This window comes from Methanobrevibacter ruminantium M1 (genome assembly GCF_000024185.1).
In the GTDB taxonomy this organism is placed as follows: Archaea; Methanobacteriota; Methanobacteria; order Methanobacteriales; family Methanobacteriaceae; genus Methanobrevibacter; species Methanobrevibacter ruminantium.
This window is the reverse complement of sequence record NC_013790.1, coordinates 2,150,522-2,166,774: the sequence shown is the minus strand read 5'-3', so window position 1 is coordinate 2,166,774 and position 16,253 is coordinate 2,150,522. Positions and strand designations below refer to the sequence as shown.

The 16,253-nt window shown below is 28.8% G+C and carries 14 protein-coding genes, 1 tRNA gene and 1 pseudogene; 8 read left to right on the top strand and 8 right to left on the bottom strand.

Annotation, left to right across the window (positions count from 1 at the left end; translation table 11 throughout):
* Nucleotides 1–65 precede the first annotated feature (65 nt).
* From MRU_RS08340 to MRU_RS08330, 3 genes are read left to right on the top strand one after another with little or no spacing between them, the layout of a single operon-like run.
* Entirely contained in the window at nucleotides 66–824 is a 759-nt protein-coding gene (locus tag MRU_RS08340; protein ID WP_012956466.1) for a J domain-containing protein, read from the top strand.
* Between the two features lie 19 nt (nucleotides 825–843).
* Nucleotides 844–1,248, top strand: coding sequence for an HIRAN domain-containing protein (locus MRU_RS08335; protein ID WP_012956465.1), 405 nt, complete (start codon nucleotides 844–846; stop codon nucleotides 1,246–1,248).
* 32 nt (nucleotides 1,249–1,280) lie between these two features.
* On the top strand, nucleotides 1,281–2,057 hold the full coding sequence (locus MRU_RS08330) for a hypothetical protein (protein ID WP_048812485.1): 777 nt from the start codon (nucleotides 1,281–1,283) through the stop codon (nucleotides 2,055–2,057).
* 363 nt (nucleotides 2,058–2,420) lie between these two features.
* On the opposite strand, the gene MRU_RS12200 is transcribed toward MRU_RS08330, so the two are convergent.
* From MRU_RS12200 to MRU_RS08315, 4 genes and pseudogenes are all read right to left on the bottom strand, one after another.
* Nucleotides 2,421–2,549 (bottom strand): hypothetical protein, encoded by a 129-nt coding sequence (locus tag MRU_RS12200; protein ID WP_265101234.1) that lies wholly within the window; start codon nucleotides 2,547–2,549, stop codon nucleotides 2,421–2,423.
* Nucleotides 2,550–2,605: 56 nt separating this feature from the next.
* Complete coding sequence (locus MRU_RS08325) at nucleotides 2,606–2,845, bottom strand: hypothetical protein (RefSeq protein ID WP_012956462.1); 240 nt, start codon at nucleotides 2,843–2,845, stop codon at nucleotides 2,606–2,608.
* 10 nt (nucleotides 2,846–2,855) lie between these two features.
* Nucleotides 2,856–3,158 (bottom strand): hypothetical protein, encoded by a 303-nt coding sequence (locus tag MRU_RS08320; protein WP_012956461.1) that lies wholly within the window; start codon nucleotides 3,156–3,158, stop codon nucleotides 2,856–2,858.
* 100 nt (nucleotides 3,159–3,258) lie between these two features.
* Nucleotides 3,259–4,318, bottom strand: a pseudogene (locus MRU_RS08315) (transposase).
* Between the two features lie 376 nt (nucleotides 4,319–4,694).
* Here MRU_RS08315 and MRU_RS08310 point away from each other — a divergent pair.
* The 4 genes from MRU_RS08310 (at nucleotide 4,695) to MRU_RS08295 (ending at nucleotide 9,962) form a co-directional block, all read left to right on the top strand.
* Nucleotides 4,695–5,765, top strand: a complete 1,071-nt coding sequence (locus tag MRU_RS08310; protein ID WP_012956459.1) for an adhesin-like protein — start codon at nucleotides 4,695–4,697, stop codon at nucleotides 5,763–5,765.
* Nucleotides 5,766–6,135: 370 nt separating this feature from the next.
* Nucleotides 6,136–6,777, top strand: a complete 642-nt coding sequence (locus MRU_RS08305; RefSeq protein ID WP_012956458.1) for a DUF447 domain-containing protein — start codon at nucleotides 6,136–6,138, stop codon at nucleotides 6,775–6,777.
* A gap of 142 nt (nucleotides 6,778–6,919) precedes the next feature.
* The gene (locus MRU_RS08300; protein WP_012956457.1) at nucleotides 6,920–8,116 is read left to right on the top strand and encodes a right-handed parallel beta-helix repeat-containing protein; all 1,197 of its coding nucleotides are present in this window, start codon (nucleotides 6,920–6,922) and stop codon (nucleotides 8,114–8,116) included.
* A gap of 184 nt (nucleotides 8,117–8,300) precedes the next feature.
* The gene (locus MRU_RS08295) at nucleotides 8,301–9,962 is read left to right on the top strand and encodes an MATE family efflux transporter (protein WP_012956456.1); all 1,662 of its coding nucleotides are present in this window, start codon (nucleotides 8,301–8,303) and stop codon (nucleotides 9,960–9,962) included.
* 266 nt (nucleotides 9,963–10,228) lie between these two features.
* On the opposite strand, the gene MRU_RS08290 is transcribed toward MRU_RS08295, so the two are convergent.
* A complete protein-coding gene (locus tag MRU_RS08290; protein ID WP_012956455.1) occupies nucleotides 10,229–10,594 on the bottom strand; it encodes a hypothetical protein in 366 nt (121 codons plus the stop codon).
* A gap of 693 nt (nucleotides 10,595–11,287) precedes the next feature.
* Here MRU_RS08290 and MRU_RS08285 point away from each other — a divergent pair.
* Nucleotides 11,288–13,348 carry a hypothetical protein gene (locus tag MRU_RS08285; RefSeq protein ID WP_012956453.1) on the top strand — a complete coding sequence of 687 codons (2,061 nt, stop codon included), beginning with the start codon at nucleotides 11,288–11,290 and terminating at the stop codon, nucleotides 13,346–13,348.
* Between the two features lie 459 nt (nucleotides 13,349–13,807).
* Here MRU_RS08285 and MRU_RS08280 read toward each other — a convergent pair whose 3' ends face one another.
* The 3 genes from MRU_RS08280 to MRU_RS08270 all read right to left on the bottom strand — a co-directional run bounded on the left by MRU_RS08280 (nucleotide 13,808) and on the right by MRU_RS08270 (nucleotide 15,901).
* On the bottom strand, nucleotides 13,808–14,617 hold the full coding sequence (locus tag MRU_RS08280; RefSeq protein ID WP_012956452.1) for a TMEM175 family protein: 810 nt from the start codon (nucleotides 14,615–14,617) through the stop codon (nucleotides 13,808–13,810).
* 412 nt (nucleotides 14,618–15,029) lie between these two features.
* Nucleotides 15,030–15,103 (bottom strand) — tRNA-Lys (locus MRU_RS08275).
* Between the two features lie 384 nt (nucleotides 15,104–15,487).
* A complete protein-coding gene (locus tag MRU_RS08270) occupies nucleotides 15,488–15,901 on the bottom strand; it encodes a zinc ribbon domain-containing protein (RefSeq protein WP_048812483.1) in 414 nt (137 codons plus the stop codon).
* Nucleotides 15,902–16,253: the final 352 nt, after the last annotated feature.

The following is a 16,253-nucleotide window of genomic DNA, read 5'->3' as shown; positions in this document are numbered from 1 at the left end:
TTTTTTACTTTTTTTAAGATTTTTCAAATAAAAATTTAAATATTGTTATGTTTATATGATTATTTATGTCAATGATTGTTCATTCAGAGTATAAAAAATTAAAGGACCATTTATATGATTTAGTTTATGAATATGAAGATTTAATAAATCATATCTGTCCAAATATAGAAATGGAATATCTCCTTAAATTTGGAATATATGAATATGAATTATATAAGAAAGAGTTAGAATTAAATAAACTTAAATTTAAGTTAAAATTACTTCAAACTGAAATTAATCATCAAAATGAATTAGATTTAAACGAAATAGATAAAAAAGTTATAGATAAATATACGGAGTATGCAAATAATCTTAAAAACTCTATGAATGAACTTGAAAACATTATAAAACATAAAGATAACTATTTTCAATTAGATGAAGAAGATGAAAAAGAACTTAAAAGGATTTATAAAATACTTATAAAAAAATTACATCCTGATTTAAATTTTCATCAAGAAAATTTTAAAAAAGAATTATTTATCAAAGTTACTAATGCATATAAAAATGGTGATTTGGAGGAATTAAAAGCATTATATGCTATGCTACCTGATGAAGATATTGAAGAAAAATCCAGTTTAAATGAATTAAAAGAATTAATACATTCATTTGAAATAAAGATTGAAAAAATTAAAAATGAATATCCTTATAATAAGTTAGATCTACTTTCAAATGAAAAAGAAATTGGGGAGTATAAAATTAATATTCAATATTTAATAGATTCATGCAATGAGGAAATAGAAGAATATAGTAATAAGATAAATGAAATTATTGAAAATCAGCATTAATTTTATAAAAAGGGATAAAATGTCAAATATTGAAAAAATCAATTCAGAAATAAAAGATTATGTCAATTATGTCCAAAAAGGAGGTAAATTAGAACCTTTTTTTGAAGATATTTGTTTAGTAACTACTGAATTAGTTGGATTTAGAAAAATCAGTAATTTCGAAGATCTTTTTTCACAATTTAAAAAGGGAGATTATTTAGCATTATTTAGGGATACACAAAATGAATTAGATGAATTAGCTATTGTTGTTAAATGGAATAATTTAATGATAGGTTATGTTCCTAGAAAACACATTCCTATATTGTCTAGTTTAATGGATTCTGGAAAAGAAATCTATGCTATAATTGATGATTTAATATTAGATGAACTATTTAAAGATCTTTTTTTTGAGACAGTCAAAATAAAAATCTTTTTAAAAGAGTAATTTCAGAAATTTTAAAGTTTGGGGGGGATAAGTTGGAAGAATTAAGTGAAGATTATTTATTTGAAAAATTTCGCATGGAATGTTATCATTTGCTTCGTAAAGAGAATTATTCTTTAGTAAGGAAAAAAATAGAGAATTTTTTAGAAAAATATCCTCTAAAAATATCTGAAGAGAATTATTTTTATTTTAATAATAAATTTGAAGAAAATTTTTATTTTATCTTTTTTATTCACTCAAAATATGTGAATGTTTCCCAAAAAGAAGATGTATTGAAAAATTATAAAATCTTAAAATATGACTATCCATTTATTTTAGCTGCTTATGGAGAAACATTAATCGAATTTGATGAGTTTTCTAAAGCAAAATACTTTTTAGAATTAGCTAATAAAATAAGTCCATTTGATATTGGGATTTTAAGACAATTACTAAGAATTTACTGTATAGAATTAGATAGGGAGAAAATTGAAGAAATTTTTAATTATGCATTAGACATTGTTTATGATGAATATTACCTTTTTTATATTTATGAGTTTTTATCAGAATATTATTTACAAATAAATCAAATAGAAATTGGTAATTTATTATCTCAAATTGCTAAAGAAGAGTCATTTAATGTAGCTGAAAAGCACTACATAAAAGATTTATTTAATAAATATGATATAAATTTGGGGTTTAATGAAGAATTAATTTCTCATATGGAATATATTGTGAATCTTTTAAATAAAAAAGGGGACTTCACTGAATCTTATCTTTTAAATCAGGATTGTGCTGATTTAAAAAGGTTTAATAGAAAATTTAAATATTATTGATTTTTTGTATTTTTTAAGTTTCAAAATTTATATAAAAAGTAAATTTAATTATAATTAGAGATGCAGTTGGGCTTCTATTTTGAATGCTGAATTGATTAATAAACAAATATTATAATATTTTTTATTAATTCTTTTTTTACTTTTTTTTAATTATTTTTTAATCTTTTTTTATTGATTTTTTAGAGTGTTTCGTAAAACTATTGTTTAATGAACTAAATTAAACAAACAAAACCTAGATGTCAAACTAACAGCATTGTGCGAGGCTGCAGGGATTAAATTTAAACAAAAAAAGGGTAAAATAGGATGGAAGATACAGAATTGGATATTATTCTGTTTCGTAAAACTATGGTTTAATGAACTAAATTAAACAACTTTACGAACTATATGCATAAGTTCATGTGGGATACCTGCAGGTGTGGTTAAAAAATCGTTTAATTCATCTTCAGACCAATTTTTAACGAATTCATAATTTGGAATTAATATTCTAGCCATCTTAAAAACCTCCAAATTCATAAACTTTTTTTTTTAATATTGATTAAAAAGATGAATTAATCGTAATCTAGGTCAATTGGAAAATTTGTTAAGTCTACAAAATTTGGATTTTCATATATTGTTTCTTTTAATAATTTATTGTTATAATCAAAAATCTGTTCTAAATAATGTGTTCCAAAACATTTGTTTTTTCTAACAAATCCGTTTTCAGTTTTTTTAAGGTAAATAATTACTTTTTTCCCTTTTTTATATGGTAAAATTTCATATTTTATATTTTCTCCTTCAATATAAAACATATTTTAACTCCTAAATTTTGGAATGCAATTCATTATCCTCTAGAATAATTAAAATAGCAAGTTCATAAATGTTCATTTCAAATTTTTCTTTTAAAAATTTCTTCAAGTCTTTTCTTATTCTAATCTCTAGATTCTTTTTTTCATGGAATGTTAATGAATATTTTAATTTGAATATGTATTCTACATCCCAATTCATATTTTCAGCGGATTCGTACATATTAAAATAATATAATTCATCATACTTGTTGATTAAAAATGCATTGATATAATCAAAAAGACTTTCGCGAATGTGTTTATATCTTTCTTGTGACATAGTATCCTAATTAAAATTTTGTTATTGTATTTTATATATTTATTTGAATTTTTAACATGAATTCTAAAATTCTTTTAATATTTTTAGGGGCCTGACGATTTCAGTTTTCAGATAACTTTTGAATGGCCGTTTTTGAGTAAAATCCTTGAGATACTATCAGCGCTCCTAAAAATACATTCAAATAAACTGTTTTTTCAACTGATTTTGGAGTATATTTGTGGATTTCTCTCATATTCAAGCCTTGTTTCAATAATTTGAAAAAAATCTTCGATTTTGCCCCTTATTGGTTTAAATTTCTCCCATGAATCTAATTTTTCTAATAATTCCTTTTTTAATTTGTTGTATAATCTTTTTTCTTCCATTATTTTCTTTGTTTTGTTAAATACGGCTAATGGATAGGTTAAAATATCATCAAGTCTTGTTCTGTTGAATTTTTCTTTCGGAAAAATGAAAGGAACGATTTTATACTTGCCAATTCCTATTTGGTAGTTTTTATAGCCGTAATATCCTTTATCAAAGATTAATGTATCTCCTTTTCTGATTATTCGTCTTTTTTGAAGGTTTTCTAAAATCTCTTCAAAAAGTCCTGCATCATTTGGAGCTCCAGAATGGATTAAAATGCAAACAGGATTCATAGAATCGTAATCCATCACAACAGTCGCTTTAAATCCAATATAATAGCCTTTAGAGGAAGAATAACTCCATTTGAGATTCAATTTTCTGAGATGTTCTTTGCTCTTTTTATTTCTGCGGAAATTGATATCCAAGTCCACTGGAGTCGCATCGACAATGAAAGTCTTTTTTCCTCTCCTTTTGACCATATTTCTTGAGTTTAAGATTCTGTTTAAACATTTTATAAGTTTTTCAGAGTTTATTTCTGAAAAAATTTTATAAACTTGATCTGCAGTCAAAACTTCAGAAATATTAAAGTATTTGCGAAGTTCTTTTTTGGATTTAAGCTCGTTTAAAATGAATGGAATGTCAATTCCAAAGAACATACTTATAAATATAATTTTAAAAGTAAATATTGTTCTATTTAAGTTTTTAAATCCATAGGATGCTAATATACTTTTGGATTTTCTAGAATCCATAATTTTAAATATTTCTTTCAACAAAATATAATTTGGGTCTTTATTATCTAAATTTAATCTATGCTTCATTATTATCGCCAATAATATATTTGTAAAGCATATTATTTAAATTTAACGATATTAAAGACCTATTTTTTTATATAACTAAATAATATTTGTATTTTTAGAAATTAAACTTATTTTTTAGGAGAATGAATTAAAATAAGGAAAATTCGAGGGAATTTTCACATCAAAAAATTCAGGCCCCTAAATATTTTTTACACTTGAGTTTAATTTAGTTCATTAAACCCAAGTTTTACGAAACTTTAATTAATTTTGAATTTGGAATATAATGGGTGAGTTTTTTTGTTTTTGTATTTGGAGTTTAATGGGTGAATTATTTTAATTAATAATTTGAATGCTTGATTATTTAACAGATTTCTTTATATGAATCGGGGGGCTAGTTATGTCACGTAATTTTAAATATCTTGATGATTTGATTCTAAGAAAGGATAAAAAAATAGTTTTGGATTTTGATATAGAATTAACTGAGGATGAGGAGCTTGAATATTGGGATGGAATTAAATTAGATAAAGATGTTCTTATTGATGGTAAAGGCCATAGGATTGATGCATGTGGGAAAGCAAGAATATTTGATTGTTCCGGCAAACATATCAGACTTAAAAACATAATATTGAAAAATGGAAAAGCAATAAATGGCGGGGCAATAAAGATTTCTAAGGACTCTAATTTGGAAATTATAGAATCCAAATTTATTTATAACATTGCAAATGGAACATGCAATGAAGGAAATGGCGGAGCAATATTCAATAAAGGAAATTTAAAACTATTGAAATCCACATTTGAGAATAATATGGCTAAAGGAGAGGGTGGAGCAATAAGAAATTACGGTAAGTTAAATATTGCAGAATCAATATTTAATAAAAACAAAGCAAAAAGAGGCGCCGCAATAATCAATCGTAATGATTTGACAATATCCAAAACCATATTTGATGATAACACTGCAGAATGGTATGGTGGAGCAATATTTCATAATTGGGGCCAAGCAAGCATTTTGGAATCTGAATTCATTAACAATTCAGTTACAGAAGATCATGGCAATGGTGGGGCCATATGCAATTGGATGCGATCTCAATTGAACATAACCAAATCCTCTTTTAAGCAAAACATTTCAGGATCTGCTGGAGCAATTTACAATGCTAGTGATTGTAAGTTGAATATAAGCCAGTCTGCCTTTAAAGAAAATTCAGCTAGATATGCTGGTGCAATAGTTAATTATGGCAAGGCAAGCATTCAAAAATCCGTATTTGGGGCAAATAAATCAAATAAGTTTGAAGGTGGTGCAATCTTCAATTATTCTGAAGGGAACCTCATTATTTCACAATCTGTGTTTGAATCAAACATATCCGAAAGGGTTGGCGGAGCAATATATTCAGAAAATGATAATTCTTTAAAATTGAATAATTGTAAATTTAAACACAACAAGCCAGATAATTTTAATGTAGGTTCTAAATAATTTGAATTTGTTTATTTGTGCTTTTTTAGATGGGTTATTTGGTTTTTTAAGTTTTTTTTAAGTTTTTTATTTTCTTTCTTTTTTTAAGTTTTTTATTCTTGGGGGGAGTGTTTTTTGTCTGTTTTTTTTTAAGTTTTTTATTCTTTTTCTTTTTTTAAGTTTTTTTATTCTTTAGGGGAGTGTTTTTTGTCTGTTTTTTTTTAAGTTATTTTTTTAGGTTTTTTTATTCTTTTTTGGGGGGTACGTTTCGTAAAACTATGGTTTAATGAACTAAATAAACTTCAATTATACCTAAATTTTTATAATAATTTTTAATTAGATTAAAGAATAGATATTAATATTGAAGATGTAAATTATTATAGGTGATGAAATGGCTATGGATTTGACAGATATTGGAATTGAAGAAGGACAGAAATATGAAGGGATTTACACTACCATGAGCAAGGACGGTGTAAAAAATGCAGCGCCAATAGGAATTGTATGCAAAGGCAAGGACAAACTTGGATGCAGATTATTTGTCGGTACCAAAACCCTCAAAAACATTATGGAAACCAGGAAATATGTTGTAAATATAACCTTTGATCCTATAAATTTTGTAAATTCAACCATCGGAAACTTGGATATTGAAGAGTTTACAGATGATGAGGACATTGCAATATTAAAAAATGCGGAAGCATATGTCATTTGTGAGGTCACAGACATTAGGAAAATGGATCCGATTAAGGACCATATAACATCAAACGGGGAAGCTTATATCATAAGCAGTGATGTTGTCAAAATCGTCAAAAACAATCCATGTGCAAAGGCTTTAAACAGGGGAGTATTCGCACTTCTGGAATGCCTTACAAACTATACCCGACTTGACCTTGTAAGCAAAGAGCAGCAGGATTATTTCATCGGAAGGTTCAATGAAAACAATCGCATGATTAAGAGGGTTTCAGGACCTGATACGATAAAAGCCATGGAGATTCTTAAAAACAGCATGATAGAAAAGGGTTTTGATGTTGAATAGAACCTGAATTACCATTTAATTCTAGTTGAGCACATTGGCCAATGTGAAGCCAAATTATTTTAACTAATTCATCTTAATTGGGCAAGGATAGTTTGAGTTTTTCATAAAATGATAGATAATAAATAAGGTATGGTGTTTGGATATGGGTTCAAAAAATTTTCAATATCTGGATGAATTGATTCACAGCAGTGCAAATGAGATTATTTTGGATTCAGATATTGTATTAGATTTTGATGAAGAATCTGAATATGATGATGGAATCAAACTGGATGTTGATGACTTAACTATTGATGGAAATGGGCATGTCATTGATGCCAAGGATGGGCTGTGCAGATTAAAAAATCATGCGAAAAACATCACATTTAAGAATCTTTGCTTTAAAAATTTCAAATCCAAGTTTCCAATATCAAATCAATCTGGTGATTTGATATTTGAGAATTGCAGATTTATTCACAATCAAGGTACAATCTATAATTATTTTGGAAACATATGGCTAAAGAATTGTTGTTTTTATAGAAATTACTTATCAAGGTCCTCTTCAGGATATTCAGTATGCATCTATAATGCAAAGGATTCCAAGGCATTCGTTAGCGATTCTCATTTTTATCAAAATGAGGTTAACTATCCCCATTATGGGCTGATTTTAAATGACGGGCTTATTGAAGTCAAGAACTCTATCTTTCATGAGAACAAGGGTGAAGATTGTGAAATTTGTGTGATTTTTAACCGAAAGGGGGAATTGCTTGTGGATAACTGCAAATTTAAAGACAATAAAAATGTATATTGCAGTTATGATTTTGCAGAATTGATTGTTTCCATTTTAAATGAGGCAGGAAAGGTTTCCTTAAGCAATTCCACTTTTGAAAATGAAAACAGAATCCTTGGTTCAATTAAAAATATGGGCATTTGCCGTATAATCGATTGCAAATTCAAAGATAGTCTGATATATAATAGTCAGTGGTATTCTAGCGTTTCCCGTCCTGATGAACTTGATTTTGGCCCATATCTGGAAGTTGAAGATTCAAGTTTCGCCAATAAATATGATGAGGGAGTCATTGCAAACAGCGGACTTTGTAAAATAGCTTCATGCAATATTGATGGAAGATCATATTTGAACAATGATGATGTTCTATTCATTGATGAAAAGGACTTTAATTTATTAAAGGATAATATTATTAATTCTGGAGAGATTGTTTTTGATTATGATAGGGATGTTCCTATCTATGAATCCTTTAAAGGTCATGGCAAATCTAATGGCACAAATTCCAATCTTGAAGATGATTTGGATAATGACAAGAGCGATGATGGTTATCCTCCATTGGGTGCGTTGTTTAGATAGTGTAAATGATGATTATCCCCTTAAAATTGATAATAATAATTTTATTTATCAGATATTTATTTTAAAATTTCTACAAAAACCTCTCAAAGAAGAGTAATACCCATAGTAAGCATAAATAGCCTTAATTAAGTTAATTAAAGGCGAATAAATAGATTTATAAGTACTTTAAATATAAATAGATAATATGCAAGAAAAAATTGACTTGGTTTCACTGCCTAAAAAATCATTTTGGAAATTGAGCATTCCTATAATAGCTTTCTGCATCTTCGATGCAATCTACGGCATCGTTGATATGCTATGGGTATCAAGGATAAGTGTAGAGGCATTTTATGCAATAGGAGTGTCAATACCAATCACATCTCTCATTTTCTCATTCGGTGATTCAATAGGCCAGGGAACCAATTCAATGATGTCTCGTTTTATAGGTACGGGAGACTATGAAAGCGCATACAATACATTGATACATGGGATTCTAATCGCAAATATCATATGGCTCATCCTTGTGCTTTGTCTTATATTCGCACAGGGGATACTGTTCAAAGTGGATGATGCCGATTCATACATATTGATCTTTGATTATATGGTCCCTATGATAATTTTTGCATATGTATTCATCTTAAACAATCTGTTTTCTGAAACCTTTCAGGCAGAAGGGAATTCCCATACTCCAACTATCCTGATTATCGGTTCAAATATCCTAAACATCATATTGGACCCTATCTTTATTTTTGACTTGAATTTGGGAATTAAGGGAGCCGCTTACGCCAGCGTCCTATCCTCCCTTATAACATTCTCAGTCCTGATGTTTTTATACACTCATGGAAGGACCAAGATTCCTTTAAGCCGAAAGTACTTCAAGTTCCGCAGCTACATACTTGTTGAAATATTTAAGGTTACCTTTCCAAACTTCCTGGATGATGCAATCTGGAGCTTTACAATGTCTTTCATTAATGTCATATTGATTGGGACAATGGGAGAGATCGGACCGATATTATACTCCGTGTCAAACAAGATAAGGTCATTGCTCAATGCCCCTACCAAAGGCTATGGAAGGGGATTGATGAGCGTAACAGGGCATTTGTTTGGAGCGGAGCAATTCGATAAGCTGAAGGAAATGTATAAGTATGTGCTTAAGATAGCAGTCTGCACATCACTCGTTATAATGATTGTCTTCTTCTTCGTTAGAAACTGGGCATTTGGCCTATTTTCAATTACAGGAATGGACAATGAAATATTTTGGATAGCTGTCGGCGGAATCATTATGATGACCATACTGCCATTTTCCACAATCTCATCAAAGATGCTGGACGGATTTGGTAAAAGTCTCTATTCCCTGCTCATTACAATAATCAAGGTCGCAATTGAAATTGCATTGATATCCCTCTTGACACAATACTTGAAGGATGGCTCTTCAGTCTTGATTGGAATTATACTTTCTGAAATCATCTCTTCTATAGTATATTATAAATTCTTAGGATACCTATTCGACCACTTCGATAAGAAATATGAATTCAAGTACACTGTAAAGGCATTTACAATAAAAAGGAAAGATAAAAGAGAAAAAAGAAGAGAAAGAATCAGACAAAATATTGAAGAGAAAAAGTTGAGAAAGGAAGAGAAAAAGGAAGAGTTTAGACAGAATATTGAAGAGAAAAAGTTGAGAAAGGAAGAGAAAAAGGAAGAGTTTAGACAGAATATTGAAGAGAAAAAGATGAGAAAGGAAGAGAAAAAGGAAGAGTTTAGACAGAATATTGAAGAGAAAAAGGCGAGAAAGGAAGAGAAAAAAGAGGAATTTAGACAAGGTCTTGAAGAGAGAAAAGAAAAAAGAAAAGAGAAAATAGATTAAATAGAACATAAAATAAAGAGAAATGAAGAAAAAAAGAAAAGAGACCACTCCTAATGAAGAAAACTTTGGTCAATGTCTTATTATGTAAAACTCTGGTTTAAATTAAGCAAAATTAGTAAAATCTTGAAAAAGAATTAAATAATTTTTAAATAAAATAAGTATATAAAATTAGTAAATAAAAAAAAGAAATAATATAAGATTATAAGTAAAATAAATTTAATAAAACAAGAAAATAAAGAAAAAGAATAAAATAAAATTATTTTATCTTATTCTAAATTAAATCCATCGTCATTGCCAAGGATTGATTGATCTTCATTAAAGCCTGAACCTATAAGCTTTCCTGTTTTTGTATCATATTGGCGGAAATTTCCATCAGTATAATTTATTTGATAAAAATACCCATTTCCTTCTTGAGAATTGAATTCAGATCCTCCACCTATGATGTTGCTGCCACTTTTAATGTCATTGGAAGCAACATTCTTCACATGATTTGCAGTATTTTGTACTTGTCCCATAAAAGAGTTTCCGTCAGATACATCATTTATTGCAGTTGCTGATACAAACATTACTGCAGCACCTACGATAAGCAGTCCCATAAGAACTCCAATTAATATTTTAGTAGTGTTATTCATATTTTCACCTTTTTATTTTTTTTTTCATTTGGTTTTTTAATAAAAATATATTTTGGATATGTGACTGATGTTTTTAACTTTTGATTAAGTTAAACACATCAGACACAGTATTTACTTTATTCAAGAGTATATAAATAGTTTTTCGAATGCAAGTGCTTATTTGCATCTTTAAATGATTAAAAAAGGTGAATGGGAGTGTTTTTTAAAATAATAAAAATTATTCTTATGCTGAGCATAATTGGAAAAGCTTTTGTCAGTTAGTTTTGCTTTTGTGAACTTGTGGATGATTTATATGATGAATCTGAGAGAATCATTGACTCATATGAGGAGCAATGGACTGCCTCTCTTAAATCAAATGAAGGTAAATCTGTCTGTGGATTATTATAATAAATATATTTTAACACATAAAAAAACTTATTTTTCTAAATATTATTCATAAACTTTCCATTATCCAATGCCACTTTATTTTTTTATCTTTTTTTCAATATAATTAATCCAAATATAGCAATATTTTAATTAAAACAACAATTTTTATCAAATAGTTTAAATAAGAGTTTATACATATTTTTAATTGATAGTTTTAATTAACGATTAATCTCAATTGATTTCTATAAAAAATATAGGTCAATCTAAAGAAATATTTTTTAGGAATCTGTAGATTAGCTTTAAATTAAGTTATATTTAAGTGATAAAATGGCAAATGATAATGAAAGACTTCAACAATTGGTAAGATCATCCCTTTTGGAAAACAACAAATTGAAAATGGAAATTGTCAAGCTTAAGGAGAATGAAAACTCTCTTAAGTCTGATAAGGAATTTGATGAACTTAAAAAGGAATATGAAGCATCCTTAAGTGAAAAAGACCAGGAAATCCTTGACTTGAAGGACTCTCACCAAAGCGACCTTGATGAATTGAAGCTTAAATATGATGATGATTTAAAGACTAAAGAAAATGAAATATCTGCCCTTAAGATTCAGCATAAGCAGGATTTGGAAAATAAATCTACAGAGATTTCCAATATTAAAGTTAAGCACAATGATGAATTGAAGCTTAAGGATAGCGAAATCGACCAGTTGAAGCAAAAGCATGATGAGGAATTGAGATTAAAGGATAATGAAATCATAGATATTGAATATGATTTTGATAATAAGCTAAAGCTTAAGGATAGCGAAATAAACTCTCTTAAGGAGCAGTTTAACCAGGACCTTAAGAGCAAGAGCCTAGAGCTTGCAGATTTCCTTGAAAAGTTTGATGAGGACATCAAGTCCAAAAATGATGAGATTGATCAAATCAAAGAGGATTACAATAAGGAAATCATATCTAAGGATATGGAAATAGAAAGCCTTACCAATTCATTGAATGCCAATATTGAAGTTTTAAACAAATCAAAGGACCTCCTTTCATCAAAGGATGAAACAATCGACAAGCTAAATGACAAGGTCAAGGAGCTATCTGATATGAACGATTCCCTTTCAAACATGAAGGAATCCTTTGATGCTGAACTTACTAATTTTAAAACCCTAGAGTTAGGGGAGCTTAACCTAAAGCTAAGGAATGCCTTAAATGACATAACCTCTAAGGACAATGAGATTCAATCCATCTCAAATGACCTAAAGATTGCAAATAATGACATCGTTGACTTGAAGCGTCAGCTTAACGAGTCAAAAACAAATGCAAATGAATTGAATCTTAAGCTGGCAACTGCACTTAGTTCACTCGATGACAAGAATATTGAAATACAGGCATTAAACAATAGGATCGCTTCCCAGAATGAGAATATCATTGACCTTAAGAACAATCTTGTAAATAAGGACAATCTTGTTGCCCTTCAAAGGGAGCTTGATTCAAGGGATGTTGCAATAAGGGAAAAGGATGTTCAGATACAGTTGCTTAAGGACAAGTCTGTATCAAGGGAAGAGTATGCCAAGGTCAAGAATGAGCTCTCTAAGAAGGACTTGCAGATCAAGCGCCTCAATGAGGTCAAGGATCTCTTCTTTGAACTTTCAGACAATAGCTTTATGGATAGTCAGTCCTCATCTGTTGTTAACAAGACATCTTCAGATGATAAGTCATTGATGGAGCTTAATAATATCAAGAAAGAGCTAGAGCTTGCGAAAGAAAACAAGGTCAAGTTCAAGATAGTTGAAGAGAATCTTCTTGATGATGAAAAGGCAAGTGCCGATTTAGATAAAAAGGTAAAATTGGATGAGAGCAAGCTAAATACAGATTTAGAGGAATTGGTAAATTCAGAGATAGATAACTTCGATGATCTTGTTAAGAGTAGGGATGCAAAAGCTGAAGAATCTAAGTCCACTGATGCATCCAGTTCTAAAGGAGATTATACCTCTTCTCAGACTAATCTTGCTGGTTTAGAATCTTCCAAAGCTCCACAATCAGATAATGCAGAGATTCAAAAGCTTAAGGAAGAGTTAGAATCCTATAAAAAACAAGAGGCAGAATATAAAAAGCAACAAGAGGAGCTAAACAAATATAAGGACGTTTATGAAAAGCTTACTTCTCCTCAGCTAAAGAACTTAAACTCTATCCAATCCCAAATCTATTATCTTCTTCCGGATGAGGCAATGGACACTCTTTCAATCAAGGATTATCTTAATGAGGTTGCATTCAAGAACCTTTCATTTGGAAATACAAAGAATATCCTAAAGAGTCTAGAGAGAAAGGGATATGTGGAAGTTGTTAAAAAGGAAAACGACATATTCTTCTGGAAAAAGCTTCCTATACCTGCAGAATAATTAATTTTTATTTTTTTATTTTTTTTATCTATTTTATCTTTATTTTTTTATTTAAGGAATATTGTTTCTTATTTTTCTTATTTTTTTAATTTTTATATTTTATAATTTAGTTATCTAGTCTATTTTCACATTATTTTTCTATAACTCATATGGCATATCTACATCTATAAATTATTTTTTTATAAATTTCAATATTGAATCAATTATATTAAAAATAGCTATTATAATCTTAATGGAATTAGTTATATTAATAGAATAATCGTATGTAATTTTAATTAAAATAATGGATTATTTGGTTTAATATATGTAATAAATAGTAAACTTGAATGATATTTGGTTTAATATATGACAAAAATAGTAAACTTCTAATCATTTAGTTTAATAAAAACACTAACTCATCATAAAAAAAATTAAAATAGTGGCAGGTATGGCAGGTGTTTTAATTTGTCAAAAAACAATTTACTCGGTATTTTTTAATTTGAAACGTACATCCCTTATTGTAGAGATAATAGGCACTAGGAAGAACAAGTAAATGAAGTTTTCATTCACACTAAAGTCAAGAAGGTTAATAATCACTGCCAATCCTAGGATTATATATAATGTGTGATGGACATATTTCTTATCTTTCTCAATTACCTCTTCATCAAGGAATCCTCTTTTAGATGCATAATTAAGCATCAATAGGAAGAATATAATAACTAGCAATATATTTATTCCAAAAATATTGGTTGATAAGCGGAATTCAGGATATGTTCCAATAAGGGTTGTTGTAAATGGAATGAAGCAGACTGTCGCTAAATAGAACATGCTAAGCCATAGGTAAACCAAGTTTAAGCATTTTAATTTAATAAATTCATGATGGTAAATCCAGAATGAGGCAAGCAAGATGAAACTTACAAGTGTGACTCCAATATTTGGCAGTATGGAACTAATGAAACTTGAAAGTCCGGCATCAGTTAGGATTTCGGTGCTAGGCAATGTTATTCCAAAGATTAGAAGAGTCATTACAATTGAGAATATTCCGTCAGTTAAGCCCATGACCCTTCCGGAATCAATCTCCATTTTCTCTTGCAGGGCATCTAAGATTCTTTGGTAGCGCTTAAGCTTCTTGTTTTCCTTTTCCAGTGTTTCTATCTGTTCGTCTATGTCAGCTTCTGATATGTCATCGATCTTTTTCTGTTTCTTTTGAAGCTTTTGCTTGGTCTTTTCGCTTGCATTGTCTTCAATGGATTTCATTCGAGAGTCGACTTCCTCTTTCAGCTGATTCAACTTTTCATATCTTTCAATTAAATCTTCATCCCCATCAATCTTTGAGGATTTGCTTTTGTCTTTAATAAAATCACCCTTTCATAAAATATGATAATTGATATCTGATTAATCTAATTTATCTACTAATAATTCTATTAAATTAATTATTCTATTAATTTAATTAATCTAATTAATTTTATGTATTTTTTATTATTTTAATTTTTTCTAAGTGATTTATGGCTATAATTTACTCAAAAGAAAACTTAGAGATTTTTTAAAAAAATTTTATCAGATCGATTTTATCTAGAATTTCTTTAAAAAAAATGTTGATTTATGTTCTAAACTAGGGTTTAAGAAACTAAAATAAGAAATAGATGAATAAAAACAGTTATAATTTAGCATTTAAAAGAAAAAGTTTTAAAAAAATAAGAAACGGGCCCGACGGGGATTGAACCCGCGACAACAAGGTTAAGAGCCAAGCGCTCTGCCAGACTGAGCTACGGGCCCCGTTGAAAAATTGTAATAAAAATTGATAATTATATTATATCGTTTAGTATATTTAAGTATTTTGTTTTTGAACTTTTTTCAAACTACAGTTTAGTTAACTCTTTTTTCTGTTTAATTTGAGTTCATTCTAGTAAACTCTTTATTTACTTAAATTTAAGTTAAAAATAATGGGTTTAGAAATCTAAGAAATAGAAAACATTCATTTTTCATTAAGCCCACTTAAATCCATCTTGCCCATATCAAACTTGACGCTCTCATTGAAAACAAGGGTGCCGTTAGGATCTAAAATCTACAATTGAATATAACTCATATTATAGAATTCATTGGTTTGAATGGATGCGAGCGTTCCTGTTTGAGACTTTTCGGAATCTGAAAATATATATTTCATATAGTTATCATGATACTCCTTAACCAATGTGTCATTTGCATCGTAGAATCTTGCCTTAAAGTCATAGCCCTCGAAATCATCCGGCAGATTGGTAAAACCTCATCTAAGTGATAATTATAGAAAAGAACCCCTCTATTGACAAAAGTGAAGCCATAAGTATTCTCCTTAATCATGGTAATGTTTTGAGGCTTGTCAGCGTTTCCGCCAGTGAAGAGGAATGCTGCAATAATTAAAACAATAAGAAGCACAATGCACAGCAGTATCTTTGTTCCAGACAAGGGGAATGAAGAGTTCTCTCTTTTCGATTCCTTCATTCTTTGATTCACATCCTTGAAGTCATGACCGTAGTTACTGCAGAATTGAGCCACATCTTCGTTTTCTTCTCCGCATTTAGGACAAAACTTAGTCAAATACATATCCCCTATTATTCTTTGATAATATAATTTATCTGATTACATTATTAAAAAAAAATTATTGTTTTTTATCTTCTCCTTTTGTTTCATTAAACCATCGTATAACGAACTAAATTAAACATTAAAATGATGAAATAGGGATATTAAACTTTCAGAACTATTATGTTTTTTTAATTTAAAAATTGAACTTCCAGATTATTTATATGATATTTGTAGAGTTCCACCATCATTTAAAGAACCTGATTTCACATCTTTCACTGAAGATAAATATATATTTATTAAAGATAATGCCACATTAGAAATCACTCCCAATAATCCAGATCAGTTAGTAAAAATTTCTTTTGAAAAT